The following is a 21912-nucleotide window of genomic DNA, read 5'->3' on the forward strand; positions in this document are numbered from 1 at the left end:
GCCGACCGGGGTGCCCCTTGTGCGGGCCACCGAGCGAGACGGCCCTAGTCGTTCGTGTATTCCTCCACAACGGTGGCTCCGAGCTCGCGCACGATCAGGTCGTGCCCGGAGAGGGCGGAGTCGACGAGGTCGGGATCGTCCTCCTCCGGCACGTCGTCCTCGGGCGCCACGGGCTGCGGTGCGGGCGGCGCGTACGCGGGCTCGGGGGCCTGCGCGGGAGCGGGGGCGAAGCCGGGACCGGGGGCGGACGCCTGCGGGAAGGCCTGGGTGGGCTGCGCCTGTGCGGGGGCGGGCGGCGGGGCCTGCTGGAAGGCGGGGGCGGGGGCCTGGGGCCGGCCGCCGCCGAAGTTGGCCGCGGCGGGCGGCGGATTGGCACCGCCCGAGGGGTCGATGATCGCCTCGACCCGCCACTGCACGTTGAACTGCTCGGAGAGGGCCTGCTTCAGGACCTCCTCGCTGCCGCTGCTCGCGAAGTTGTCGCGGGCGCCGGCGTTGAGGAAGCCGAGCTGGAGGGTGGTGCCGTCGAAGCCGGCCACCTGCGCGTTCTGGCTGAGCAGGATCCAGGTGAAGCGGCGCTTGTTCTTGACGGCTTCGAGGATCTGCGGCCAGAGGTTCCGCACCTGCGCCGTGTCTCCGCCGCCGGCGCTTGCCGCGGGAGCCGGTGCCTGTGGCGCGGGCTGCGCGTGCACGGGGGCGGGGGCGGCCGGTGCGGGTGCCTGAGCGGCCGGGGCGGCGGGGGCTGCCGTACCGGGCCAGGCGCCGGGTGCACCGCTGCCGGGGGCGGCGGCCCCGGGCCACGCACCGGGCCGGGACGCGGGGGGCTGGTTCTGTACGGGGGCGGGCTCGGGGGCGGGCGCGTGCTGTACGGGCGCGTGCTGCGTCGGCGCGGGCTGCACGGGAGCGTGCTGCACCGGCTGCGCGGGGGCCGGGGCGGGCGGGAGCGGGGGCGGGGCCATCGGGGTGTGGGCCTCGGGCCCGGGCACGTACCCCATGGCGGGCGTGGGCGGCGCGGGCGTGTAGACGGGCGCGGGCCCGGATCCGACGGCCGCGCCCCGCTCCAGCCGGTCGAGGCGCGCCTGGAACGACCGCTCGTCGTCGAAGGCGGCGGGCAGCAGCACGCGCGCGCAGATCAGCTCCAGCTGGAGCCGGGGCGAGGTGGCGCCGCGCATCTCGGTCAGGCCGGTGTTGACCAGGTCGGCGGCCCTGCTGAGCTCGGCGGCTCCGAAGACGGAGGCCTGGGCCTGCATGCGCTCGATGACGTCGACCGGGGCGTCGATGAGCCCCTTCTCGGCGGCGTCGGGCACGGCGGCCAGGATCACCAGGTCGCGCAGCCGCTCCAGGAGGTCGGCGACGAACCGCCGGGGGTCGTTGCCGCCCTCGATGACGCGGTCGACGACCTCGAACGCGGCGGCGCCGTCGCCGGACGCGAAGGCGTCCACCACCGAGTCGAGCAGGGACCCGTCCGTGTAACCGAGGAGAGAGGTCGCCATGGCGTACGTCACACCGTCGTCGGCGGCACCGGCGAGCAGCTGGTCCATGACGGACATCGAGTCACGGACGGAGCCGGCGCCGGCGCGCACGACGAGCGGCAGCACGCCGTCCTCGACGGAAGCGCCCTCCTGCCCGCAGACCTGGCCCAGGTACTCCCGCAGGGTGCCGGGCGGCACGAGCCGGAAGGGGTAGTGGTGGGTCCGCGACCGGATGGTGCCGATGACCTTCTCGGGCTCGGTCGTGGCGAAGATGAACTTGAGGTGCTCCGGCGGCTCCTCGACCACCTTCAGGAGGGCGTTGAAGCCCGCCGAGGTGACCATGTGCGCCTCGTCGATGATGTAGATCTTGTACCGGCTGGACGCGGGCCCGAAGAAGGCCTTCTCCCGCAGGTCACGGGCGTCGTCCACACCACCGTGGGACGCGGCGTCGATCTCGATGACGTCGATCGACCCCGGTCCGTTCCGCGCGAGGTCGCGGCAGGACTGGCACTCGCCGCAGGGCGTCGGCGTCGGACCCTGCTCGCAGTTCAGGCACCGGGCCAGAATCCGCGCACTGGTCGTCTTTCCGCAGCCACGGGGCCCACTGAACAGGTACGCGTGATTGACCCGGTTGTTCCGCAGGGCCTGCTGCAACGGGTCGGTGACATGCTCCTGCCCGATGACCTCGGCGAAGGACTCGGGGCGATAGCGGCGGTACAGCGCGAGAGACGACACGTATACGAGGTTATAGGCGTCCACCGACAACCCGGGAAAAACCACCGGGCGGGACCCTGCCGCCACCACCTCCGGCACCCGGCGGAATCCACCGCGCCGGGGAACGCAAGCGCCCCCCACGCACCCGCCAGAGCCAACCTACCCTTGCTGCCTTCCGGCCCTGGGGGAGTTCAGTCAGATAGCGCCGCGTGAGGGGCTCCGCCCAGCGTACCCGATCCCGGCAGCCCCACGTCCCACTCCCCCTCACACACCCTCCGCACCCCTCGAAACCTCCCGGGAAACCTCCCTCGAAACCTCCGGGGAACCTCCCTGGGGACCCCGCTCGACCACCCCTGACCTCGCCTCGACCGCTCCACGACCTCCCGCGCCTCTCCCTCCACCTCCCCTCCGCCCCTCCCTCCGCCTCTCCTCCGATCACCTCTGATCACTTCCGCAGGACCTCCGCCGGACCTCGGCCCGACCCCGCTTCGACCCCTGATCGAATCGAGTTCGCGAGCACCCTCCTCGGTCATGTAATGTTCCGACCGGAGGATTCGCCTAGTGGCCTAGGGCGCACGCTTGGAAAGCGTGTTGGGGGCAACCCCTCACGAGTTCGAATCTCGTATCCTCCGCCAGTTCAGAGGGCCGGATCGCGTCAGCGATCCGGCCCTCTGGCGTTGCTTCGGAGCAGTTTGTGTCCCATTCGCAGTCGGACGACAGCCGCACACGGCGGCTCGCGGGCGCATACTGGTCGCAATGACAAAGCCAGCAGCACCGAAGCGCTACTTGCCGACCAGTCCCTTCAAGGCCCCGGTCGCCCCTCCGCCCAAGGAGTTCGCCGTGGGCGACCAGGTCACACACGACATGTACGGCCTCGGCCGAGTGATCGGCATCGAGGACGGAGTCGCAGCACTTGTCGATTTCGGCTCGCTGCAGGAGCGGATCCTGAGCCCGTACAACAAGATGAGCAAGCTGTAGTACCGCTGTGTCGACCACGGCACGGCAGCCCCAGAGGGCCGGACCGCACCCGCGGTCCGGCCCTCTGGTATTTCCTGCGCCGCCCCGAAGGAGCCACACGGGGCCGGGGCCACACGGAGAGCTACATGAGAGCTACACGGGGCAGGGGCGGTACTCGAGGCTGAGCTCGCGGTCGACGGCGTAGCTCGTCCGCATGGAGGCGTCGATGACCTGCTGCCAGGAGCCGTACTTGGCGTACAGCTGATCGGCGTTCGGGCCGAGCGGGTTGCCGTACTTGGCGAGGTTCCGCTCCTCCAGGATGCGGACCTCCTCCGGGCTCATGCCCGCGCGGGTGATCTCCTTCGCCTGGTTCCGCATGTCGACCAGCTCCCTGGCGATCTCCTCGTCGGTGAAGCCCGCCTCGCGCATGTTGGCCTCGGTGCGGCGCATGTCCTCCAGGAGCCCGTGGTACCGCATCCGCGTCCGCTGGGCCTCGACCTTCTCGTCCATCGGCAGGACGCGGATCCGGCACACGACCGGGTCCGTGCTGGGACAGGCCTCGTCGGCGGAGGCCGGCCGCGCGAGCGGGGCGGTGATGATCGATCCGCACGACTCCGCCGCCGTGGCGACGGACGTGCCCGCCGTGCCCAGCAGGGCGACCGCGGCCACGAACGGGAGCAACGCGCGCCGCACGCGGCGCACGCGGAGAGCAGCAGAGGAGAAGGACGGGGAGGGAGGGAAGGGAAGGTGCATGCGCGCCACCCTGGCGAGAGCGCCGCACCCCTTCACGCAGGCGCACCGGTGATCACTCCTACGAGGAACCCGGATGTCCCGCCGACCCCTCACCTCCCTCACCCCACCCTCACCCCACCTCGCCCATATGCCCGAGATGCAGCATTCGTGATCACCGCATTTACTTAGGGCTACCTGTTGCCGAGCGCCGTTGGGCGATCTTCTGGAGGCTGGACGTGGCCACGTTGACCGTGTGGAAATTCGATGCACCCGAGGGTGCGGGGGCCGTGGAGGACACCCTGCTCCAGCTGCAGAAGCAGGAGCTGATCAAGGTCATCGACGCGGCCACCGTCAGCTGGCCGGAGGAAGCGAGCAAGCCGAAGACCAAGCAGCTGAACAACCTCACCGGCGCCGGCGCGCTGTCCGGCACCTTCTGGGGCATGCTCTTCGGCCTCCTCTTCTTCATGCCGCTCCTCGGCGCGGCCGTCGGCGCGGCCGCCGGTGCGCTCGGCGGCAAGATGGCCGACGTCGGCATCGACGACGACTTCATCGACTCGGTCAAGTCAAAGGTCACGCCCGGCAGTTCCGCGCTGTTCCTGCTGTCGGCCGACGCCGTCGTCGACCGCGTGAAGGACGCCTTCCCGAACGGCCACGCCGAGCTGATCCAGTCCAACCTGGACAGCGAGAAGGAGGCCAAGCTCCGCGAAGTCTTCGCGAGCTGAGCCGAGTTCACGCAAGCAAGACGGAGAAAGGGAAGGCTGTTCCATGGGCGACGCCGTCGGACAGATGCTGGCCCCGGCCGTCGGCATCGCCATCAGCCCCATCCCTCTCATCGCGGTCGTCCTGATGCTGGCGACCCCACGCGGGCGCAGCAACGGCGTTGCCTTCACGGTGAGTTGGGTCGTCTCGCTCGCCGTCGTCGTGGCCGCCGTCGTCCTGCTCGGTTCGAGCGCGGGCGCGTCCGGTGACGACGGGCCCGCCGACTGGACGCTGTGGCTCAAGCTCGGGCTCGGCATCCTGTTCCTGCTCATGGGCGCCAAGCAGTGGAAGGACCGCCCGCGGGAGGGGCAGGAGCCCGAGCCGCCGGGCTGGATGAAGGCGATCGACCGGTTCACTCCCGGCAAGGCGGCCGGACTCGCGGCCGCCCTCGCGGTCGCCAACCCGAAGAACCTGGTCCTGGCGGTCGGCGGCGCCGTCTCCATCGCCGGCAGCGGGGCCTCGGCAGGCGGCAAGACCGTCGCCGCCGTCCTGATGGTGCTGATCGGCTCCCTCTGCACCCTGGCGCCGCTCACCGTCTACCTCCTCGGCGGCGAGCGGTCCGCGCAGACCCTGGGCGGCTGGAAGACCTGGATGTCCCGGCACAACGCGGCGATCATGACGACGCTGCTCGTGGTCCTCGGGGCGAAGTACGTCGGCGACGCGCTGAGCGGGCTGGCGGCGGCGTGACGGAACGGGGGCGGGTCGGTACGTCGGGGCGGGGCCGTGAGTCGGGGCAGGGCCGTGAGTCGGGGCAGGGCCGTGAGTCGGGGCAGGGCCGTGAGTCGGGGCAGGGCCGTGAGTCGGGGCGGGGCCGTAAATCGTGGTGGCTCGGGCCACTCGGCCGGCTCGGGCGGCCCAAGCCCGCAGACGTGGGATCCGGCCTCGTCACCGGACTGTTCTCCATCCCCGAGGGCATGGCCTACGCCGCCATCGCCGGCTTCAACCCCGTCGCCGGTCTCTACGCCGGCGTCGTCCCCGCGATCGTCGACTCCCTCACCGCCCGTACCGTCCTCATGGTCACCACCCTGACCAGCGCCATCGCCCTCACCTCCCAGAGCGTCCTGTCCGACGCGGGCCTCGACGCGAAGGACCCCGGCAACATCGCGACCCTCACGCTCCTCGCCGGGCTCGTCATGCTCCTCATGGGCGTGCTGCGGCTCGGTGCGGTGATGAGCTTCGTCTCGAACGCCGTCATGACCGGCTTCTCCACCGGCATCGCGCTCCAGATCGTCACCGGCGTACTGAAGGACGCCACCGGCTACAAGCCGCAGGGCCACAACCGTCTCTACCAACTCGGCGACTGGCTGGCCCACATCGCCGACTGGGCTCTCGGCGCCACCCTCGTCGCCGTCGCCACGATCGGCATCTGGGCCGCGACCCGGCTCGTGAAGCGTCTCGAACCCGTCGCGCTGCTCGTCGCGATGGTCCTGGCGAGCGTCGCCGTGGCCGTGCTCGGCACGGACGTGGAGCTCGTCCGGGACATCGCCCACATCCCGGCCGCGCTGCCCGGCTTCTCCGCGCCCGACCTGTCCGTCGTCCCCGAGCTGCTCGGCGGCTCGGTCGCCGTCGCCCTCGTCGCCCTCGCCCAGGCCGCGAGCATCGGCCCCTCCGTACCCAACCCGGACGGCTCCCGCTCCTCCGTCAACGGCGACTTCGCCGCCCAGGGCCTCGCCAACCTCGCCGGCGGCCTCTTCCAGTCGCTGCCCGCGGGCGGCTCCCTCTCCCGTACGGGCGTCGCCGTCTCCGCCGGGGCCCGCACCCGCTGGGCCGGCGTCTTCTCCGGCGTCCTGCTCGCCGTCATCGTGCTGATCTGCGCCCCGCTCGCCGAACGCATCCCGATGCCCGTCATCGGCGGCCTGATCCTCGTCGTCGGCGGCGAACTGATCTGGGGCAAGCGCCGCGACATCCTGCTGGTGCTCCGCACCTCGCGCCTGTCGTCGGCGGCGATGATCCTGACGTTCCTCGCCACCACCCAACTCCCGCTCCAGCAGGCCATCGTGCTCGGCGCGGTCCTCTCCCTCCTCCTCTACTGCGCCCAGGCCGCCCGGCGCGCCCGCCTCGTCGCCTTCGTACGCGACGAGAAAGGCGGCTGGCACACGGCCGAACCGCCGAAGCACCTCACGGCGGGCGAGACCACCGTCCTCTATTACGACGGCATCGGCTTCTTCGCCGAACTCCCCCACATCGAGGCCACTCTGCCGCGCGCGGACGACGCTCCGGGAGCCGTGCTCGTCCTCGTCATGCGCGGCGTCCCGGACGTCCCGTCCTCGACCGTCGTCAAACTCCTCCGGCGGTACGTGACGGAGCTCCACCGGCACGGCGGCCGCCTCGTCATCGCGGGCGCGGAACCCGGTCTCGTACGCACCCTGAAGGCCACCGGCCTCGACGAGGACCTCGGCCCCGGCGGCATCATCCCGGCCGAGGGCACCCTCTTCGCCCCCCTGAACCGCGCCCTTGCCGAGGCGTCCCGGGGACGCCAGGACCCCGGACGACCTGTCCAGGAGACCCCGCCGGACACCCCCTAGCCCTCGCGTACGACACGGTGGCGGAGGAGGACGGAACGGCCGTCGAAGGTCCGGGACTCCACCGGCTCCAGCTGCGTACGACGCTCAGCGGGGTGGAAGGCCGGGGTGCCACCACCGAGGAGCACGGGGTGGACGACGACCTGGTACTCGTCGACGGCATCGTGCGCGCCGAGGTGGGCGGCCAACTCGGCGCCGCCGAAGAGCACCAGGGTCTTGCCGGCCTCCGCGAGCGCCGTCAGCTCCTCGGCGACGTTCTCGAAGACGACGGTGGTGTTCCAGCCGAGGTCCTGGCCGGCGAGGGTCCTGGAGACCACCACCTTCGGAGCCTCCCGCCAGACCGGCGCGAAGGTCAGGTCGTGCGGGTCCTGCGAGTACTGCTCGGCGTTCGGCCAGAAGCCGGACATCAGGTCCCAGACCTTGCGGCCGTAGAGGAAGACGGTGTCACCGGCGGTCAGCTCCGCGGTGTACGCGGAGAGCTCGGCGCCCATGGCCGGCCAGTCGAACTCGCCGTTCGGCCCGGCGATGAAGCCGTCGAGGGACTGGTGCACGAAGTGGATGATCCCGGCCATGAGGGGTCCTGCCTTCAGGTGACGCGCACCGCCTCTGCGGCCCGCTCTCACCCATGGGTCGAGAGCGGGCCGACGCCGCTCGACATCCGAGAGGAGCCTATTTCGGCCAACTTGTTTCGGCCTGAGGGCCTGAGATCAGCCCGGGATCGGTCTGGGATCAGCCTGGGATCGGCCTGGGATCGGCCTGAGGTCGGCCTGAGTGGTCTGGGATCGGCCTGAGTGGTCTGGGATCAGCCTGGGCTGCTGCCGGGACGACCTGGCCCCCGGAGCGGCGAACGGCCCGCCGGTAGCCGCCGGGCGCCGAGCCGTGGACGCGCTTGAAGGCAGCGGAGAAGGCGAACTCGGTGCCATACCCGACCTGTTCGGCGACGGTACGGAGCGGGGCGTCCGTCGTCCGGAGCAGCCGCTCGGCAAGGGTCATGCGCCACCAGGTGAGGTACGCGAGGGGCGGACGCCCGACGAGTGCGGCGAAGCGGCGGGCGAACGGGGCCCGCGAGAGCCCCGCCTCCGCGGCGAGGCGCTCCACCGTCCAGGGGGCGCCCGGTGACCGGTGCATCGCGTGCAGAGCGGCCGTGACCACCGGGTCGCCGAGCGCGGCGGCCCAGCCGGAGGCCCCGGGCCCGGCCTGGGCGGCCTGTTCGGCGAACCAGATGCGGAGGATGTAGAGGAGCAGCGCGTCCAGGAGGGCGGGCACTGCCGCGTCCGTCCCCAGCCCGGGCCGCCGCAGCTCGGCGGCGAGCAGCTCCACGGCGGCGGCCAGCTCGGGCGGGCGACCGGGCCGGGCGGCCGGCAGATGGATCAGGTCGGGAAGGCCGTGCAGCAAGGGGTGCGTACGGGAGGGGTCGAGCTGGTACGTGCCGCAGAGCAGCTCGGTGACGGGGCCGCCTTGGCCGGTGGGGTCGACGCGGTCGGAGACGTAGGGGGAGGCCGAGGGGGTGGGGGCGCAGTCCTCGACGGCGGTCTCGCGGTATGCGTCCCCCGAGGCGCGGCAGTCGGCGAGGAGATGCCCGGTGCCGTGCGGCAGGAACACGACGTCACCGGCGGCCAGTTCGAGGTCCCCGGCGCTGGGGGACCGCAGTGCACAGGTGCCCTCCAGGACGACCTGGAACCCCGCCGATCCCGGAACTGTGGCGAAACGCTGCGCCCAGGGCGCGTGCCAGCGGACGGAGGCGGAGCGGGGGCGACCGGACCGCATCACGGCGATCACATCGCTCAACACATCCATGGGTGGAGCCTAGCGAGACGAACGCGCATGAAGAAGGCATCCAGGCACATGGATCGTCTCGCTCACCCTTCCTAGATTCACCTCATGACGACAACAAGGCCGCTGATGAAGGCCACCCGAATCCACCAGTACGGCGACGCGGACGTGATCCGCTACGAGGACGCGCCGCTCCCCGGCCCGGCCGCGGACGAGGTGCTCGTACGGGTCGCGGCGACCTCCTTCAACCCGACCGAGACGGCCCTGCGCGGGGGCCTGCTGCACGGCTTCCTGCCGGTGGACCTGCCGTTCACGCTCGGCTGGGACATGGCGGGGGTCGTCACCGAAGTGGGCGCGGCTGTACGGAACTTCACGATCGGCGACCGGGTCGTGGGCCGGCTGGACGGCGGGGCGGGAGCCGAGTACGCGGTGGCGCCGGCGAGACTGCTGGCGGCCGCGCCGGCCTCCGTACCGCTCGCACACGCCGCCGCCCTGCCGGTGGCCGGCCTCACGGCATGGCAGGCGGTCTTCGAGCACGGGCGGGTGGGGGCAGGGCAGCGGGTCCTGGTGAACGGCGCGGGCGGCGGAGTCGGCGGCTTCGTCACCCAACTCGCCTCCCACGCGGGCGCGGACGTCACGGCCACGGCGAGCGCGCGCAGCGCGGCGACGGTGCGGCGGCAGGGGGCGCGGCGGGTCATCGACTACACGACGACCCCACTGCCGGAGGGCCTCCGGTCCCCGGTCGACCTGCTGCTGAACCTGGTCCCGATGCCGCCGGAGGACGCCGCGACGCTGCCCCGCCTGGTACGCCCGGGCGGCCACATCGTCTCGATAGCGACCCCGATCCCGGCGGACCCGGGCAGGTCGGTGACGTCCCGGCACATGGTGGCCAGGAATGACGTGGCCCAGCTGAAGGAACTGATCGCCCTGGTGGACGGGGGTGCGGTGACCTTGGACATCACCGAGACGCGACCACTGGAGCACCTGGCGGAGGTCCACAGGTCGAGCGAGGCCGGGGGCGTGCGGGGGAAGGTGCTGCTCGTGCCGTGAGGGGTTCGTTCACCGGTTAGAGGGGTGCTGCGAGGGAGGGACGTTCCTGCGGTCACCGGTGTGTAGTGATGCCGATACTTTCTGTGATGACCGATCCGGTTCGACCAAACAGGGGTTATCCATGAGGAAGTTGGCGACTGCGGTGGTGGCTGCGGGGCTGTTCTTTGGGGGAATGGGGGTGGCGGTGGCGGACTCGGAGCACAAGCTGATCATCACGGACCCAGGCGTTGTGTTCGCCGGCACGTACCAGTGGCAGCCCACGAGCAAGGTGCCCAGTGGGCTTCATGTGAAGGGCGAACTGAGGGACGACGACGGTGACGACGGGCACAACGTGTACCTCCGCTCAAGGGTTGAGGGCTATGCCTGGGGCCGTCTCACGGGCACCCAGAGGAGGAATGTCAAGGTCGACAAGGTCTTCGTCGACGGCGCGGTCCTGAAGACGAAGGAAGTCCGGCTGCAGGTGTGCCGCGACCGTGGCTCCCTGCGACCGGACAACTGCTCCCCTGAGCGGCTGATCTCGCGGCGATAGTCAACGGTTCTGGGAGCCGCCGATGAGCGGCTCCCACTCTGCAGGGAGCAGACCACGATGGACGTCATCCTCCGCGCCGAGGGCGTGGATCTTTCTTACGGCACGCATCAGGCGGTCAGCGGTGCCGATTTCACGCTCAAGCGCGGCGAGGTAGCCGCCATCATGGGCAGCAGCGGGTCAGGGAAGTCTTCTCTGCTGTACTGCCTTGCCGGGGTTCTGCCTCCTTCCAGCGGCACGGTGACCTTCGACGGGGTCCAGCTCGGTTCTCTCCCCGACGGAGAGCTGAGTGCCCTGCGTCGCACTCGCTTGGGGTTCGTCTTCCAGTACGGGGAACTGTTGCCGGAGCTGACCGTGGAGGAGAACGCTGCGCTTCCCCTCCGGCTTGCCGGGATCAGTAAGACCCATGCTCATGCCATGGCTGGCCAAGTACTGGGGCGGCTAGGAATGGGCGAGCTGGTCCGGCGAAGGACCTCGAAACTGTCGGGTGGCCAGAGTCAGCGCGTGGCGGTTGCGCGGGCTCTGGTCCACCGGCCGGACGTGGTGTTCGCGGATGAGCCGACCGGGGCCCTCGACAGCGCCAACGCCGCTGCGGTGTTGGAGGAGTTCCTCCAACTGGCTCGGAGACAGAAGACGGCCGTGGTTATCGTCACGCACGACGCCGACGTCGCGGCAAAGGCGGACACGCAATACACGATGTCGGACGGTCTGCTGACGCAGCGGGTGCCAGTGTGAACGCGTTTCTCCTCGGGCTCCGCCTTCTCTGGGGAAGTGGGCGCAGGGGGCGGATTCGCTTCCTTTTGATGGCACTCGGATCCGCACTCGGGGTGGCCTGCCTTGCCGCAGTGCTGACCATTCCGTCGATCCTCACCGCGCACGACGCTCGCACGGCTGCCCGGGAGCCACGGCCAGGCGGTAGCAACGCCCTTTATCGTGAGTTCCGGGACCCGTACGGGTCGCAGCCACTCCATCGGGTCTTCGTTGCTCGCACAAACCCCGGGCCGACGCCAGTGCCACCCGGCATCGACGAACTTCCCGAGGCCGGTGAGGCGATCGTTTCGCCGAAACTGGTCGAGATCCTGGCAGCCAACCCGAGGGCAGCCGGTCTTATCCCTGGTCGCGTAACCGGCACCATCGCGCCGGCGGGATTGGGCGACTCGGACGATCTGTACGCCTACATCGGCACCACTCCGGACGAGCTGAGCGGAGCAGAGCAGCTCGGTAGCTTCGGCACCGGCAGCTCGTGGCGGCAGATCATCGACCCCTCAACCCTCGACATCCTGCGCTTCACCCTCGGGTGCATCGTGCTCCTCCCCCTCGTCATTTTTCTCTCGGTCTGTGCACGGCTCTCTGGGGAGTCCCGTGCCCGACGCCTCGCCGCCCTTCGGCTCGTCGGGCTCAGTGTGAAGGACACACTGCGGGTCAATGCCGGGGAGAGCATGGTCGCCGCGTTCGTCGGAGCCGTGCTCGGTGTCGCCGGGTATCTCGGCGTCAACGAGGTCATGGCGCGGGTCGGGTTGCCGGGGCTGCACTGGTATCCGGCGGACGGGCGGCCCGAGGCGTCAACGATTGCCGTGTGTCTCCTCGGATGTCCGGCGCTCGCATGGGTCGTGGGCCAGTTCAGTGCGCGGCGGGCCGCTCTGTCGCCGATCAACGTCCGTCGGACCGGGGAACGCAAGCCGCCGAGGATCTACGGGACACTGCTGCTGATCCCAGGGGTCGGTGTCATCGGCGGGTACTGCGTGCTCAGTGTCATGGGGCGCGACCCCTCCGGGGGTTCTGCGAGTTCTGTACTCGTTCCTGCCGCCGTGTTGTTGACTGGTGCCGGTCTCGTCTTCGGTTTGGCTCCGATTACTGCGTGGCTCGCGAGGCGGGTGGCCGGGGCCGCGAAGTCGCTGCCGGTGGCGTTGGCGATGCGGCGTACGGAGGTCGATCCGGGGTCATCGTTGCGGGTTGCCACCGGTCTCGTGCTGCTGGTGTTCGGAGCCTCGCTCACTCAGGGAGTACTCGTCGAACTGGACCAGGTCAGCCGTCGGACTGCGCCCGTTCAGGAGTACAAGATCAACCTCAGTGATCTGAGCCCCAAGCAAAGGCAGCAGCTCACACTGGTCCCTGGTGTGCGGATGCAGGTGCCCGCGTACAGCTCATGGGATCCGCTAGACGGCACCTTGCGGCCGCACGTCGACCTACTGGTCGCCACCTGTGCCCAACTCACCGCAACAACTCAGTGGGCAAGAGGCTGTGTGGACGGAAGGATCATGCAGCTGCACGACGGCAACTCCGCGTACCCCGAGGACCCTCAGCCTGGTGACCGATTCCCCTTCGAGACACGCGACGGGCGAAAGATCATTCTCACCGTTCCTCCTGAGCGGATCAGCATGAGGGCATACCAGCCGTCCGTCTTCCGCACGAGTGCCCTCCTCGTACCGCCCTCCCTCCTGCCCCCCGACCTGGCCGACGCCGACGGCACTCTCACCCTCGTCAGCGCCGCCGACCCCGCCACCATCCGTTCCGTTCTCGACGGGGTCGGGGCCATCGCGCCCACCGCGTCCGTCGATCCCGTCGGGATCGTGATCGATTCGCTCGCGCAGCTCGCTGTGATCCGGAGTCTGCTGGCCGTCGGGATGGTGCTCGGGCTGGTGATCGGGGTCGCCGCGTTCGTCGTTTCCGTTGCCGATCGGGCCATGGAGCGGCGCGCGCAGGTGACCGCGCTCGCATTGTTGGGGGCTCGGGCCGGGACCTTGCGGGTGGTGCAGGTGTTGCAGGTCGGGTTGCCGCTGGTCGTGGGGTTGGGGGCGGCGATCGTCACCGGGTGGCTCGCCGAGTCCAGCTATCTGATCACCGGGGGTGGGGCCGTGCATTGGGACTGGGAGGGGCTGCCGCTGCTCTTCGCCTGTGCCCTGGGCGTCCTGTGCGCCGCTGCCCTCGCCTCCGTACCCATGGTCCGGCGGCACATCGATCCCGAACACATTCGGCGGGATTGATCTTGCGGTCGGCGATGAGTTCCGGGTGCAGTGGGGGTCTTACCTTCAGTTGCCCACTTCACCCAGGAGATCACCGTGGCCGAGAACACCCCCAAGGGTCCCGCCAGCTACTTCCCCTCCATCGAGAAGAAGTACGGGCGGCCCGTCGCCGAGTGGCAGGAGATCATCCGGGCCTCGCCGCTCACCAAGCACATGGAGCTCGTCTCCTGGCTCAAGGCCGAGCACGGGCTCGGGCACGGCCACGCCAATGCCCTCGTCGCCCATACCCTCGCCGAGGGCAAGTAGGGCAAGTAGGGCAAGTAGGGCAAGCAGGGCGAGTAGGGCGAGTGCGGGACGCAGCCTCAGGCCGCCAGTTCGTGGGCCGTGCGGCGGTGGACGCGCGGCGCCAGCATCAGGGTCGCCACCGATGCCGCCGAGCCCGCCACCAGGGCCGTCCACCACAGGGCGCTCGGGCCCAGGGTCGTGTAGGCGGCGACGCCCACCGTGAGGGCCGCGAAGCGGGCCACGCCCCACGTCCAGCTGAAGGCGCCCTGGTAGCGGCCCCGGGCGTGCGCCGGGGCGAGGTTGGCGACGACTCCGGCGGCGATGCCGGCGACCACGACCTCGCCGAGGGACCAGACCACGACCGACACCGTGTAGCCGACGATCCCGTCGGCCAGGCCGGTGAGCGCGACGCCCACGGCGATCAGGGCACTGCCCGCGCTCTGCACCACGAGCTGCGGCAGCTTGGCCAGCCGGGCGGTCACGAAGGGCTGGAGGGCGACCACCAGGACCGCGTTGACCGCCGCCATCGCCCCGTACACCGCCGGGGAGAGGCCGCTGTCGCGGACCGCGAGCGGCAGGGCGACCTCGGTCAGCGAGTACACGAAGAGCTGGATGCCGAAGAGGGGGAGGAGGAGCAGGGCCAGGCGGTCGCGGAGGATCACTCCGTAGCCGATGCCGTCCTTCTTCTCGTCCTTCTGCTCGCCATTGGTCTTCGGGGTCTTCGCTCGTGCCGGTTCCTTCAGGCGCGTCGCCACGACCACCGCGTACAGCAGCATCGAACCCGCGTCCACCGCGAACAGCAGCCAGTAGCCGTGGGCCGCGAGGTAGCCGCCCAGGACGCCCGCGACCGCGGTGCCGATGTTCACGCCCCAGCCGAAGAGGGCGTACGCGCGCTGGCGGCGTTCGCTGTCGACCGCGTCGGCCAGCAGCGCGTACGCCGCCGGCGACACCGTGCTGCCCGCCGTGCTGATCAGCAGCGACGCCGCCGCCATCGTCCACACCCCCGGCGCCAGGAACAGCGCGCCCTGCGCCGCCGCCGCGCCGATCAGGCCGATCAGCATCGTCGGCCGGCGGCCGATGCGGTCGGCGAGGATGCCGCCGACGGCGGGGCCGATGAGGTTGCCCGCGCCGAGGGCGCCGAGGACGTACGAGGTGTCGGTGCCGGTCACTCCGCGCGCGGCGAGGAAGAAGACCAGGAACGGCGTGACGAGGTAGCCGAGGCGGTTGACGATCGTTCCAGCGAAGATCGTCCAGACGATGGGCGGGAGACCGCGGAAGGTGGAGGGCATGGGCTGATCTTGTGGGAGCCCCCGCTTCCCTCTCCAATGATTAAGCTCAGGACGAATCCATTCGATCCTTCATGATGAGCAGGGCGGTAACTCCATGGAATCCGGGCTCCGTTTCTCCGCCGCCGACCTCGCCCAGACCCGCTTCGCCGTCTCCCCCATGTGGGAGGTCGTCACCAGCTTCCGTCTGCTCGTCCGGAACTCCGACACCTCCCCCCACCGCCGCTGGGCCGCCCAGGTCCGCCCCCGCCTCCTCCGGGCCGGGCTCGACCGCGGCTGGCTCGCCGCCCTCGTCCCCGCCCACGGCTACCTCGCCGACTTCCTCAACCCCACCCCCACCGGGCCCTTCCCCACCCTCGACGCCGAGCTCGACGCCATCCGCCGCACCCCTCCCGAGCAGGTACGCGACGACCTCGGGCGGCTCGGGGCGGAAGGCGGCGACGAGGCCCGGCGCCGGCTGCTGCACGAGGCTCCCGAGGCCGCCCTCCGCAAGGTCGCCGACGAGGTCGACACGTACTGGGAGATCAGCCTCGCGCCCTACTGGGCCCGCATCCAGAAGCTGCTGGAGGCCGACGTCTTCCACCGGGCCCGCCAGGTCGCCGAGCACGGTTCCGCCCGGGTCCTGAGCGAGCTCCACGAGACCGTACGGTGGGACGACGGCACCCTGCGGCTCGTACGCCGCCACTGCGCGCTCACCCGCGACGAGGCCGGCTCCGGGCTGCTGCTCATCCCCTCCGCCTTCGCCTGGCCCCAGGTCCTCACCCGGTCCGTCCACCCCGATCCGCCCCAACTCGCCTACCCCGCCCGGGGAATCGGCACCCTGTGGGAACCCCGTACCACCGCCGCCACGGACGCCGTCGCCGCCGTCCTCGGCCGCTCCCGCACCCTCCTGCTCACCGAGCTCGACACCCCTGCCTCCACCACCCAACTCGCCACGCACTGCGGCCTGTCCGCCGCCGGCGTCTCCCAGCACCTCATCGCCCTGCGGAACGCCGGCCTCGTCACCGCCCACCGCAGCGGGCGCTCCGTCCTCTACGCCCGCACCGCCGTCGCCGACCAGCTCCTCAATCCGTAGCGAGGTCGGGGAGGATGTGGGGATGACTGCTTCCTTGGGGTTCCGCTGGGCCGAGCGGGTCGTCGTGCGCGACCACGTGCGGCTGTCCTGTCGCGACTGGGGCGGCTCCGGGCCCGACGTACTCCTCCTCCACGGGCTCGCCGGGCACGCCGGGGAGTGGGACGCGACCGCCCGCGCCCTCCGGGACGCCGGATACCGGGTCGTCGCCCTCGACCAGCGCGGGCACGGCAGCAGCGAACGGCGGCCCGCGGACGTCTCGCGCGCCGCGTACGTCGCCGACGTGGTGGCTGTCGTGAGCGAACTCGGGCTTCACCGGCCCGTGTTGATCGGCCAGTCCCTCGGCGGGCACACCGCACTGCTCACCGCCGCCGCCCACCCCGGGCTGCCGAGCGCCCTCGTCCTCGTCGAGGCCGGGCCCGGCGGGTCGAACCCCGGCGTGCAGGACGCCATCGGGGAGTGGTTCTCCGCGTGGCCCGCGCCCTTTCCGTCGCGGGAGGCGGCCGTCGCGTACCTCGGCGGCGGGAAGCGGGCCGTCGGGGAGGGGTGGGCGGACGGGCTCGAAGAGCGCGGCGACGGGCTGTGGCCGCGCTTCGACGCCGACGTCATGGTCCGGTCGCTCGACGAGAACGCCACCCGCACCTTCTGGGGCGAGTGGGCGGCGGTCACCTGCCCCACCCTCGCCGTCCTCGGACAGGGCGAGCAGGGCGGGATCATCGGCGACGAGGAGTACGCGGAGATGGTCCGGCTCCGGCCCGGAGCCCTGCACGGGGTCAGCGTGCCCGGCGCGGGGCACGACGTGCATCTGGAGCGGCCCGAGGTGCTGCACGCGCTGGTGACGGGGTTTCTGGGCTGAGCCTGGCACCTCACACGGTCCGGTAGTGCTCGCCGAAGAGTCGTGCGACGAGTTCGCCCCGGCTGGACACCTCCGCCTTGCCGAAGACGGCCTTGAGATGGTCCCGCACGGTGTGCGGGGAGATGAACAGTGTCGCGGCGATCTCAGCGGTGGGCAGCCCGCGCGCGATGAGCTGGGTGATCTCCAGCTCGCGCGGCGTCAGGCCGTACGCCTCGGCGATGAGGACCGCCCGGTCGGTGGCGGCCGCCGGCTCGATGACGAGTGCCACGGGACCGGGTCGTCCAGCGGGGCCGCTGAGACAGGAGGCGTGGCAGGTCAGCCAGCGGCCGTCGACGGTCCGGATGCGCGTCCTCGCGCCGCCCGCCCGGTCGCGGCCCCGGGCGATCGCCCGTGCCTGCAGTGCGGTGGCGACCACCCAGATCGGGAGCCTCAGGCCCAACTGCGAGGGGATGTAGGGGCCTTCAGGCAGTTGCGAGAGGTACTGCCGTGCCTCTTCGTTGATCGACGTCGGCTCGCCGGAGGGATCGAAGAGCACCAGTCCGGGCGCGGGCGCGTCGGATCCGCCGCCGGACGCGGACGGGCGGGCGAACCGGCGCACCCGGGAGGCCAGCGGAGCGGACAGACCGGCGAGCAGTGTGGTCTCGGCCGGTCCGAACGGGGCGCCACCGCCCATGCGGAACAGGCTCACCACGGCCCAGGGCCGGTCGCCGACCCGCAGCACGGCCCGTAGCTCGTCGTCCACGCCCTGGCTCCCGAGGAGCCGGCGGAAGCGCGCGCTGCGCGCGGGCAGGTCGCCGGTGGCCGCACGCAGACCGGCCACTGGGACGGCGGCGCGGGCGAGGTCCCGAAACGGGAGGACGTTCTCCTCCAGGAGTTCACTTTCCCAGTACTCGGCGCAGCCCTCGCCGGAGCCGAGGTTCTCCACCAGCATCGGCGCGGTGATGAGACCGGTTTCCGGGTCGGTGGCCGCCCAGACGGCCGAGTCGAACGGAACGATCCGACACAGCTTGGCGGACACCCTGCTGAAGAGTTCGCGTGTGTCGGTGGCCCGATCGGCGTCCGACAGCACCTTGGCGTGACCTGACAGCACCTCGGCCTGGCGGCGCGCATCGGACATGGAGATCCCTCCCGTGGTCTGGACGCAGGCCAGCCTTCCCGCCCTCCCGTCCGGCACCAACCCCCCGTTTGAGGGGGTTATTTCCCACCGGTCACCCCTCGCGGGGGATGGGGCTCCGCACTGGGGGCGGCGAGTCTCGACGAGGCCGCGGTTCTTTCGGCGGCAGCCCGGAACGTGAAAGGAAGGACGAAGCACATGGACATCGCCATCGTCGGAGCGGGTGCTGCCGCGGTCGGTCTGCTGGACAGCCTGGCGGCCACCGCCGACAGCCCTGGGGCCATCACGGTGTTCGAGCCATCCCCGCATCTTTGGCGAGGCCGCCCGTACGGCCCTGACCTGGACACGGTGCTGGTCAACGCACCACCGGCCATCATGTCGATCCGCCACCTGGACTTCGGGCACTACGCGGCCTGGCTGGGCACGCGTGCCCCGGCTCACCTCGACGAACGGCTGGGCCGGCCGCTGGTTCCGCGCGCGCTCTACGGCGAGTACCTGGCACACACCGCGGAGACGGCGTTGGACACCCTGCGCGAAGCCGGCCGGCGGGTGCGGGTCGTCACCGCCCGCGTCATCGGGGCAGCCCGGTCCGGGGCCGTCTGGTCGCTCCGCACCGAGGACGGACGTGGGCACGAGGCCGACCACGTGGCCTTGTGCGTGGGCGGGGGGACGCCGCAAGACCACTACGGTCTCGGCGGCGCCTCCGGTTTCGTCGACGATCCGTACCCGCTGGCCCGCAACCTCGACCGGGTCCCGCCCGGCAGCAACGTCGCGGTCATCGGGAGCGGTCTGACCGCGGTCGACGTCGTCGTGTCGCTCGCCGCGCGCGGGCACACCGGGCCGATCACGCTGCTGTCCCGCAGTGGTGTGCTGCCCCACGTCTGGCAGCGCCCGGTCGAGCACCGGCCGCAGCACGTGACCGCCGAGCGGGTGGCGGCACTGCACCGGCAGCACGGTGTCGTCACCCTTGAGGACCTCATCGGGCTGCTGCGGGCCGAACTGGCCGAGACCGGAGAGGACTTCGATGCCTTCGTGGCCGATCTGCTGGCGACCACGACCGAAGATCCGGTCCGGCGCCTGCGGGCGCAACTGGACGCCATCGACGACTACAGGATCGGCCGCCGGGTCCTCCAGGAGACAGCGCACAGCGTCGGCCCGTACGTGTGGCGGCTGCTGCCCGAGCCCGACCGTATGCGGCTGCGGCGCCACTTCCGCACGGCGACGAGCGTGGCCTCACCGATGGTCCCGGTGAACGCCGCCACCATGATGCGGCTGTTGGACTCCGGGCAACTCTCCGTCGCCGCGGGCGTCCGCAAGATCGAGGCGGCGGACGGGGTGTTCCGGGTAGGCCGCGACGAGGGCGAAACTACGTTCGACGCCGTCGTCAACGCCGTGAACCCGCCACCGCGGGCGATCCCTCGGGGGGCCGGGCAGTTGGTCGCGGCCTTGCTGGCCGACGGCTCCGCCGAGCTGCACCCGGCCGGTGGGCTGGTTCCGGCCGACCCGCGCCTGCACGTGGTGGGAGACCTCGCCGGGGGCGGTCCGTTCATCACGTCCAGCATCGCGGGCATAGCGGCCCAAGCGGCACGGGCCGCGCAGACGATCGTCGCGGCCGGCGATGGAGGAGCCACGCCTTGACCGGCCACTCACGCCGCTGGGACTGAGGGACGAAGGCCTGGGCTGAGACCTGGCCTGGGGCCTGGCCTGGGGCCGGTCAGGTCTTGCCTTCGAGTGCACTCCAATTCCTAGAGTGCGGCGCATGCGCTATCGAACACTCGGCGGGACCGGGATCGACGTCAGCACCTACTGCCTCGGCACCATGATGTTCGGGGCCGTCGGCAATCCGGACCACGAGGACTCCGTACGGATCATCCATGCCGCCCTCGACCAGGGCATCAACTTCGTGGACACCGCCGACATGTACTCCGCCGGCGAGTCCGAGGAGATCGTCGGCAAGGCCCTGCGCGACCCCCGGCGCCGCGAGGAGACCGTCCTCGCCACCAAGGTGTACTTCCCGATGGGCGGCGAGGGCCCCAACAAGGGCGGCTCGTCCCGTCGTTGGATCACCCTCGCCGTCGAGAACAGCCTGCGGCGGCTCCAGACCGACTGGATCGACCTCTATCAGGTCCACCGGCCCGACCCCCGTACGGACATCGAGGAGACCCTCGACGTCCTCGGCGACCTCGTCACCCAGGGGAAGATCCGGGCGTTCGGCTGCTCCACCTTCCCCGCCGAGGAGATCGTCGAGGCGCACGCCGTCGCCGAGCGGCGCGGGCTGCGCCGCTTCCGCTCCGAGCAGCCGCCCTACTCGCTGCTCGCGCGGGGCGTGGAGGCATCCGTGCTGCCCGTGGCCCAGCGGTACGGGATGGGGGTGCTGACCTGGAGCCCGCTCGCGTCCGGCTTCCTCACCGGCCGGTACCGCAAGGGCGCGCCGATCGACCTGACCAGCGGGCGGGCCGCGCTCACCCCGCACCGCTTCGACCCGTCGCTGCCCGTCAACGCCGCCAAGCTCGACGCCGTCGAGGAGCTCGTCGCGCTCGCGGACGAGATCGGGTGCAGCCTGCCCGAGCTGGCCCTGGCCTTCGTGACCGCGCACCCGGCCGTGACCTCCGTGATCATCGGGCCGCGCACGATGGAGCAGTTGGAGGGGCTGCTGAAGGGTGCGCCGGTCGTGCTCACGGACGAGGTCCTGGACCGGATCGACACGATCGTGCCGCCGGGGACGAACCTCTACCCGCCGGACGGCGTCTGGCGCCCCCGCGCCCTCACCGAACCGGCTCTGCGGCGACGGCCGTTGGAGGAGCGCGCGGCGGGCTGAGTCGGTCGAGTGCGCGGGGCGGGGAGTGCGGCGGCGTGGGTCACGGGGTGCGTCGCGCGCCCGCCGTTTCCTACGCCGGCGCGAACTGCTCCCCGCCCACCACCCTGAGCAGCGCCAGCCGCTCCCCCGCGTCCGTGCCCGGCGGCGGCGTGTGGATCACGAGCCGCTGCTCGCCCTCCGGGGCCAGCAGCACCTGGCAGTCCAGGTCCACGGGGCCGATCACCGCGTGCACGACCCGCATCCGGCTGTGCCGCCGGACCCCCACCTCGTGCCGCGCCCACAGCTCCGCGAACTCCTCGCTCGCCCCGCGCAGTCGCTCCACCAGACGGACGCACGCCGGGTCGCCGGAGCGGCGGCCGACGGCCGCGCGCAGGTCGGCGACGTGGAGGCGGCTGTAGTACGCGTGCTCCTCGGCCGGGTACGCCGTACGGGCCTCGGGGTCGGCGAACCAGCGCCACACGACGTTCCGCCCGTGCTCGGACACCGTGCACACGCCGCCGAGCAGGGCGCGGGCCATCGCGTTCTGGGCGAGGACGTCCCCGAGGTCGCTCAGGACCTGCGCCGGGGTCGTGTCCAGCTGGTCCAGGAGGTGCAGGAGGCCGGGTGAGACGTGGTCGCCGACGGTGGGCCCGGCGGGCGGGCGGTGGCCGGCGAGAAGGTGGAGGTGGTCCCGCCCGTCGGTGTCGAGGCGCAGCGCGCGGGCGAGCGCGGCCAGCATCTGGGGCGAGGGCTGCGGGCCGCGGGCCTGCTCCAGGCGGATGTAGTAGTCGGCCGACATGCCGGCGAGCTGGGCGACCTCTTCGCGGCGCAGCCCGGGCGTACGGCGGCGGGGGCCGGCCGGGAGGCCCGCGTCCTGCGGGCGGACCCGGTCGCGGGAGCGGCGCAGGAAGTCGGCGAGTTCGCGGCGGTCGATCGTCGTCATGTGGATCATCCTGCCGGAGGGGTGCCTGCCCATCCAGGCCGTATCCAGGGACTGGCGATCCCAGGGTCGGAAGGGCTCTCCCGCCCGTTCCCGG

The 21912-nt window shown here is 71.5% G+C and carries 20 protein-coding genes, 1 tRNA gene and 1 other RNA gene; 14 read left to right on the top strand and 8 right to left on the bottom strand.

The features are described from left to right. Positions 1-44: 44 nt before the first annotated feature. The gene (locus OG357_RS18465) at positions 45-2204 is read right to left on the bottom strand and encodes a DNA polymerase III subunit gamma and tau (RefSeq protein ID WP_329622199.1); all 2160 of its coding nucleotides are present in this window, start codon (positions 2202-2204) and stop codon (positions 45-47) included. Between the two features lie 102 nt (positions 2205-2306). Then, positions 2307-2405, bottom strand: an RNA gene (gene ffs / locus OG357_RS18470) — signal recognition particle sRNA small type. Positions 2406-2730: 325 nt separating this feature from the next. Between ffs and OG357_RS18475 the strand changes: the two genes are divergently transcribed. Further along, a tRNA-Ser gene (locus tag OG357_RS18475) sits at positions 2731-2818 on the top strand. A gap of 121 nt (positions 2819-2939) precedes the next feature. Next, the gene (locus OG357_RS18480) at positions 2940-3161 is read left to right on the top strand and encodes a hypothetical protein (RefSeq protein WP_317597447.1); all 222 of its coding nucleotides are present in this window, start codon (positions 2940-2942) and stop codon (positions 3159-3161) included. Positions 3162-3293: 132 nt separating this feature from the next. On the opposite strand, the gene OG357_RS18485 is transcribed toward OG357_RS18480, so the two are convergent. Then, entirely contained in the window at positions 3294-3893 is a 600-nt protein-coding gene (locus OG357_RS18485; protein WP_329622200.1) for a hypothetical protein, read from the bottom strand. Positions 3894-4108: 215 nt separating this feature from the next. Here OG357_RS18485 and OG357_RS18490 point away from each other — a divergent pair, with 215 nt between their 5' ends. The 3 genes from OG357_RS18490 (at position 4109) to OG357_RS18500 (ending at position 7156) form a co-directional block, all read left to right on the top strand. Beyond that, positions 4109-4594, top strand: coding sequence for a DUF1269 domain-containing protein (locus OG357_RS18490; RefSeq protein WP_125746565.1), 486 nt, complete (start codon positions 4109-4111; stop codon positions 4592-4594). 43 nt (positions 4595-4637) lie between these two features. Beyond that, the gene (locus OG357_RS18495; protein WP_329622201.1) at positions 4638-5318 is read left to right on the top strand and encodes a GAP family protein; all 681 of its coding nucleotides are present in this window, start codon (positions 4638-4640) and stop codon (positions 5316-5318) included. Positions 5319-5500: 182 nt separating this feature from the next. Further along, positions 5501-7156, top strand: coding sequence for a SulP family inorganic anion transporter (locus OG357_RS18500; protein ID WP_329622202.1), 1656 nt, complete (start codon positions 5501-5503; stop codon positions 7154-7156). Here the strand turns inward: OG357_RS18500 and OG357_RS18505 are convergent. Both OG357_RS18505 and OG357_RS18510 read right to left on the bottom strand, forming a co-directional pair. Continuing rightward, entirely contained in the window at positions 7153-7725 is a 573-nt protein-coding gene (locus OG357_RS18505) for a dihydrofolate reductase family protein (RefSeq protein ID WP_329622203.1), read from the bottom strand. The two genes, OG357_RS18500 and OG357_RS18505, sit on opposite strands and share 4 nt — an antisense overlap. A 157-nt stretch (positions 7726-7882) precedes the next feature. After that, entirely contained in the window at positions 7883-8950 is a 1068-nt protein-coding gene (locus OG357_RS18510) for an AraC family transcriptional regulator (RefSeq protein WP_329622204.1), read from the bottom strand. 84 nt (positions 8951-9034) lie between these two features. Here OG357_RS18510 and OG357_RS18515 point away from each other — a divergent pair, with 84 nt between their 5' ends. From OG357_RS18515 to OG357_RS18535, 5 genes are all read left to right on the top strand, one after another. After that, entirely contained in the window at positions 9035-9976 is a 942-nt protein-coding gene (locus tag OG357_RS18515; protein ID WP_329622205.1) for an NADP-dependent oxidoreductase, read from the top strand. A gap of 121 nt (positions 9977-10097) precedes the next feature. Further along, positions 10098-10505 carry a hypothetical protein gene (locus OG357_RS18520; RefSeq protein ID WP_329622206.1) on the top strand — a complete coding sequence of 136 codons (408 nt, stop codon included), beginning with the start codon at positions 10098-10100 and terminating at the stop codon, positions 10503-10505. A 57-nt stretch (positions 10506-10562) separates the two neighbouring features. Further along, positions 10563-11237 (top strand): ABC transporter ATP-binding protein, encoded by a 675-nt coding sequence (locus OG357_RS18525; RefSeq protein WP_329622207.1) that lies wholly within the window; start codon positions 10563-10565, stop codon positions 11235-11237. After that, positions 11234-13486, top strand: a complete 2253-nt coding sequence (locus tag OG357_RS18530) for an FtsX-like permease family protein (protein ID WP_443066694.1) — start codon at positions 11234-11236, stop codon at positions 13484-13486. Before OG357_RS18525 ends, OG357_RS18530 begins: the two co-directional genes overlap by 4 nt. Before the next feature lie 75 nt (positions 13487-13561). After that, on the top strand, positions 13562-13771 hold the full coding sequence (locus OG357_RS18535) for a DUF4287 domain-containing protein (RefSeq protein WP_329622209.1): 210 nt from the start codon (positions 13562-13564) through the stop codon (positions 13769-13771). Positions 13772-13827: 56 nt separating this feature from the next. On the opposite strand, the gene OG357_RS18540 is transcribed toward OG357_RS18535, so the two are convergent. Continuing rightward, positions 13828-15039, bottom strand: a complete 1212-nt coding sequence (locus OG357_RS18540; protein WP_329622210.1) for an MFS transporter — start codon at positions 15037-15039, stop codon at positions 13828-13830. 94 nt (positions 15040-15133) lie between these two features. On the opposite strand from OG357_RS18540, the gene OG357_RS18545 reads away from it, so the two are divergent. Both OG357_RS18545 and OG357_RS18550 read left to right on the top strand, forming a co-directional pair. Continuing rightward, positions 15134-16111, top strand: a complete 978-nt coding sequence (locus OG357_RS18545; protein WP_329622211.1) for an ArsR/SmtB family transcription factor — start codon at positions 15134-15136, stop codon at positions 16109-16111. Positions 16112-16133: 22 nt separating this feature from the next. Beyond that, positions 16134-16964 carry an alpha/beta fold hydrolase gene (locus OG357_RS18550; protein ID WP_329622212.1) on the top strand — a complete coding sequence of 277 codons (831 nt, stop codon included), beginning with the start codon at positions 16134-16136 and terminating at the stop codon, positions 16962-16964. Between the two features lie 10 nt (positions 16965-16974). On the opposite strand, the gene OG357_RS18555 is transcribed toward OG357_RS18550, so the two are convergent. After that, positions 16975-18081, bottom strand: coding sequence for a helix-turn-helix transcriptional regulator (locus tag OG357_RS18555; RefSeq protein WP_329622213.1), 1107 nt, complete (start codon positions 18079-18081; stop codon positions 16975-16977). A gap of 195 nt (positions 18082-18276) precedes the next feature. On the opposite strand from OG357_RS18555, the gene OG357_RS18560 reads away from it, so the two are divergent. Together OG357_RS18560 and OG357_RS18565 are read left to right on the top strand one after the other, a co-directional pair. Next, the gene (locus OG357_RS18560) at positions 18277-19716 is read left to right on the top strand and encodes an FAD/NAD(P)-binding protein (RefSeq protein WP_329622214.1); all 1440 of its coding nucleotides are present in this window, start codon (positions 18277-18279) and stop codon (positions 19714-19716) included. A gap of 121 nt (positions 19717-19837) precedes the next feature. Continuing rightward, positions 19838-20896, top strand: a complete 1059-nt coding sequence (locus OG357_RS18565) for an aldo/keto reductase (RefSeq protein ID WP_329622215.1) — start codon at positions 19838-19840, stop codon at positions 20894-20896. A 70-nt stretch (positions 20897-20966) separates the two neighbouring features. On the opposite strand, the gene OG357_RS18570 is transcribed toward OG357_RS18565, so the two are convergent. Beyond that, positions 20967-21818: a helix-turn-helix transcriptional regulator gene (locus OG357_RS18570; RefSeq protein ID WP_329622216.1), complete on the bottom strand. Its 852-nt coding sequence runs from the start codon at positions 21816-21818 to the stop codon at positions 20967-20969. Between the last annotated feature and the right edge of the window lie 94 nt (positions 21819-21912).

This window comes from Streptomyces sp. NBC_01255 (genome assembly GCF_036226445.1).
In the GTDB taxonomy this organism is placed as follows: domain Bacteria; phylum Actinomycetota; class Actinomycetes; order Streptomycetales; family Streptomycetaceae; genus Streptomyces.

Excerpts from the sequence above, each read along its gene's own strand:
- OG357_RS18480 (WP_317597447.1), top strand. The coding sequence starts at position 2,940 with ATGACAAAGCCAGCAGCACCGAAGCGCTACTTGCCGACCAGTCCCTTC.
- OG357_RS18485 (WP_329622200.1), bottom strand. The coding sequence starts at position 3,893 with ATGCACCTTCCCTTCCCTCCCTCCCCGTCCTTCTCCTCTGCTGCTCTC.
- OG357_RS18495 (WP_329622201.1), top strand. The coding sequence starts at position 4,638 with ATGGGCGACGCCGTCGGACAGATGCTGGCCCCGGCCGTCGGCATCGCC.
- OG357_RS18505 (WP_329622203.1), bottom strand. The coding sequence starts at position 7,725 with ATGGCCGGGATCATCCACTTCGTGCACCAGTCCCTCGACGGCTTCATC.
- OG357_RS18510 (WP_329622204.1), bottom strand. The coding sequence starts at position 8,950 with ATGGATGTGTTGAGCGATGTGATCGCCGTGATGCGGTCCGGTCGCCCC.
- OG357_RS18515 (WP_329622205.1), top strand. The coding sequence starts at position 9,035 with ATGACGACAACAAGGCCGCTGATGAAGGCCACCCGAATCCACCAGTAC.
- OG357_RS18520 (WP_329622206.1), top strand. The coding sequence starts at position 10,098 with ATGAGGAAGTTGGCGACTGCGGTGGTGGCTGCGGGGCTGTTCTTTGGG.
- OG357_RS18525 (WP_329622207.1), top strand. The coding sequence starts at position 10,563 with ATGGACGTCATCCTCCGCGCCGAGGGCGTGGATCTTTCTTACGGCACG.
- OG357_RS18540 (WP_329622210.1), bottom strand. The coding sequence starts at position 15,039 with ATGCCCTCCACCTTCCGCGGTCTCCCGCCCATCGTCTGGACGATCTTC.
- OG357_RS18545 (WP_329622211.1), top strand. The coding sequence starts at position 15,134 with ATGGAATCCGGGCTCCGTTTCTCCGCCGCCGACCTCGCCCAGACCCGC.
- OG357_RS18550 (WP_329622212.1), top strand. The coding sequence starts at position 16,134 with ATGACTGCTTCCTTGGGGTTCCGCTGGGCCGAGCGGGTCGTCGTGCGC.
- OG357_RS18555 (WP_329622213.1), bottom strand. The coding sequence starts at position 18,081 with ATGTCCGATGCGCGCCGCCAGGCCGAGGTGCTGTCAGGTCACGCCAAG.
- OG357_RS18560 (WP_329622214.1), top strand. The coding sequence starts at position 18,277 with ATGGACATCGCCATCGTCGGAGCGGGTGCTGCCGCGGTCGGTCTGCTG.
- OG357_RS18565 (WP_329622215.1), top strand. The coding sequence starts at position 19,838 with ATGCGCTATCGAACACTCGGCGGGACCGGGATCGACGTCAGCACCTAC.
- OG357_RS18570 (WP_329622216.1), bottom strand. The coding sequence starts at position 21,818 with ATGACGACGATCGACCGCCGCGAACTCGCCGACTTCCTGCGCCGCTCC.